Raw genomic sequence first — 2,897 nt, forward strand, 5'->3', positions numbered from 1 at the left:
AGGTCAGGTTCACACAGGCGATCGCGGCTCGTAATCAACGTTACAGACTGCACTCTGGCATCTGCCAGCACCCGCAACAGCTCCACATACTGACGGTGGAATGCGATCAGCCGTCCTTCCGAATCGAGGGCAGGTTCCAGGTTGTCAATCAAGATACCCACTCGCCGCTGATGCAGTTGGCGCTTCAGACGCCCCAACGAGACTCCGAATTCCGATCCCGGCTCTTGTTCAAAGTCCTGTTTCAGCCATTCTTCAACAACCCGCTCTACGGATGTAATGTTTTGGGGTTCCTTTGCCATCAACAGCTCTAGCACATTCTCAAACCCCTGGGTCTGAAGGTAAAGCTGTGCCAGGGTCGTTTTGCCCAAGCCGCCTTCTCCCTGAATCACAATCACCTTGCAGCCCTGCTGAACCAGGCTACTGAGGTGGGCAATGGCGGCTTCGCGTCCGACGAAATTTTCTGGAATCGCACGATCGTCTTTCAACGGTAGCGGAGTGACAGGCGCTGCTGGAACTCCAGATACCGATTGTAGATATCGCTCTAGAACTGCCCGACAGGTACTTTTGGTAATGCGCTCACCTAGCAGTTTAGATAGCACCTTCCACAAGTGCGAGCCAACATCTTTGATGTGTCCTTCGGTGTAGCCAAAGTGAGCCGCAATCTCTAAATATTTTTGTCCACGCAAAACCTTGTGCAGAATATTCCTCTGCAATGCACTGAGGCGTTCCCCAGTTTTGCGAAATAGCAACTGATCAACCCACTCCAGTGCAGTCTCAGCATCCATTGCGGAGTGACCGATGAAGACTGTTACTTATTTTACTCGGTTAGTCCGGTCCGTGTCTCCATCTCCGACGTTGCCGACTTTCCGACTTTTACCCGTAGCCACCTGCCGACTGACGCCGACTGACGCCAGACAAATTGATTGCGTAGGCTATTGGCGATGGTACAGAAACCCTGCTGGAGTAGCAACCATGACGATCGACACTCAATCGCTGAACGTTGCAGAATATCACTCGTTTGATTCCCACTTACCACTTCAGCCGCGTCTGAAAGTGCTGTTAGACCATTACTTCTCGTCGGCTCACCTGAACGATCGTCTCCAGGATCTACCGCACCAGTTCCAACATCCCCAGCCGCGTCCCTGGAAGCCGATTCACTGGCAAGCGATCGCACCCGATCAGATTGTTGGCATACAGCTCCCCGTGTTTCTGGCAATTCTGAAAGGGGCGATCGATACGGAAGCACCGATTCGAGACTATACCCAAACCAGCCGACAATACCTAGAACCGCTTCATCCCTGCATGGCTCGCTTTGTTGGAGGAGTTGCTGCGACAGATGGCACCCTGCTAGAGCTGGGTCTGTGGGAAAAAGAGGAGCGACAGCACACTCCAGCTCTCGTTAAACTCTACAGCCAGCTCACCCACGAAACCGCGATTCCGCAACCCCATGCGGTTCGGCAGTATCAGCCTTCTAGCGATCGAATCAGCGATCTGTATCGTCACGGGTTACACCGAGTTGCGACCGAGTATGGAGCAGCCTGTCTCTATCTCTGGTTAATGGCACACACGACCGGACCTCTGCAAGCGGTGCTGGAAGAACTGGTGCTGGATGAAATCAATCACATGACGAAATTTTGGGGTTTTGGGGTTTGGGCTTACCCCAATTCATCGCTCACCCAGATCAGCTGGACAGTCGTGCAAGCCATGAAGGGGCGAGTGACCTATCAGCCCGATCGCAGCAGTCTGTTTGGCACGCTCCACCGCATGACCACGGTACTGGGCTGGCGCACTTGGTCGGCAGCAAATAAGCTGACCTTCGCTTTTACCTGCTTCTATGCTCTCCGGCTTCTTTGGCGGTGGAGCCAGGAACTGACTCCGGCTACCCTGCAAGACTTGTTTGGACAGCCATCTCTTTGTCTCAAAAACTGAATTACCTCAGAACGCTCGATCGTCCAACTCCTATCTGCAATTTCTCAATTTTCTCAATAATAGTTATGGCTCGCCAAGATCTCTCAACGCTACCTAGAAACCTGAATCCTCAACAGTTACCTACCCACATTGCCGTGATTATGGACGGGAACGGTCGCTGGGCAACCCGACAAGGATTACCCCGCTTCGTGGGACATCGTCAAGGAGCCAAGTCCCTGAAAGAGCTTCTGCGCTGCTGCAAAGATTGGGGCATCTCCACGCTAACTGCCTACGCCTTTTCTACCGAAAACTGGCGGCGACCAGCAGAGGAAGTTCATTTTCTCATGGGTTTGTTTGAGCAGTTGCTCCGACATGAATTAGCAGAAATGCGACAGGAAGGGGTGAGAATTTCGTTTATTGGGGATTTGTCAGATCTCTCCCCGTCTCTACAGCGCGAAATGCATCGTTCTATGCGAGAAACTGCGCACAATCAGGCTGTTCGCTTCAACGTGGCTGTCAATTATGGTGGTCGTGCCGAGTTGGTCAACGCCTGCCGTCAGCTTGCGGAACACGTGCAGCAGGGGACGCTGATGCCATCAGAAATTAATGCAGCCGTATTTGAGCAGCAGCTCTATACCGCCGGAAGTTCTGATCCCGATTTGCTGATTCGGACCAGTGGCGAAATGCGCCTGAGTAACTATTTGCTATGGCAAATGGCGTACACGGAATTGTATTTTACAGATGTTTTATTTCCTGATTTTGATCGGGCAGCACTGCACCAGGCACTATTGCATTACCAGGGACGCGAGCGTCGCTTTGGAAAAATTTCGCGTGAGGAAGCTGCCTTACTTGCTTAAACCTCAAGGAAACAATTGCCCATTAGCGGAAGTCAGGCGTTCACAGGGTCGATGAACAGCTCAAGTAGCATTTAGTGAGATTGAGCTGCGATGATTGTTTACCTACTGGTGCAAAAAGTGAGAAGTCGATCG

3 protein-coding genes are annotated in these 2,897 nt (G+C 52.1%); 2 read left to right on the plus strand and 1 reads right to left on the minus strand.

Annotated features, from left to right (window positions below):
* The coding region (locus tag H6F43_RS11090; protein WP_242025513.1) for an AAA family ATPase at positions 1-785 on the minus strand (785 nt) is incomplete at its 3' end.
* Positions 786-798: 13 nt separating this feature from the next.
* On the opposite strand from H6F43_RS11090, the gene H6F43_RS11095 reads away from it, so the two are divergent.
* Together H6F43_RS11095 and H6F43_RS11100 are read left to right on the plus strand one after the other, a co-directional pair.
* Positions 799-1,929, plus strand: coding sequence for a ferritin-like domain-containing protein (locus H6F43_RS11095; protein WP_242025515.1), 1,131 nt, complete (start codon positions 799-801; stop codon positions 1,927-1,929).
* A gap of 65 nt (positions 1,930-1,994) precedes the next feature.
* Positions 1,995-2,765, plus strand: coding sequence for an isoprenyl transferase (locus tag H6F43_RS11100; protein ID WP_190342826.1), 771 nt, complete (start codon positions 1,995-1,997; stop codon positions 2,763-2,765).
* Positions 2,766-2,897 lie beyond the last annotated feature (132 nt).

The sequence above is a fragment of the Leptolyngbya sp. FACHB-36 genome (assembly GCF_014695955.1).
Lineage (GTDB): Bacteria > Cyanobacteriota > Cyanobacteriia > Leptolyngbyales > Leptolyngbyaceae > FACHB-36.

What these genes read in the sequence shown, in the direction of transcription:
- H6F43_RS11095 (WP_242025515.1), top strand. Translation starts at nt 799, where the DNA reads ATGAAGACTGTTACTTATTTTACTCGGTTAGTCCGGTCCGTGTCTCCA.
- H6F43_RS11100 (WP_190342826.1), top strand. Translation starts at nt 1,995, where the DNA reads ATGGCTCGCCAAGATCTCTCAACGCTACCTAGAAACCTGAATCCTCAA.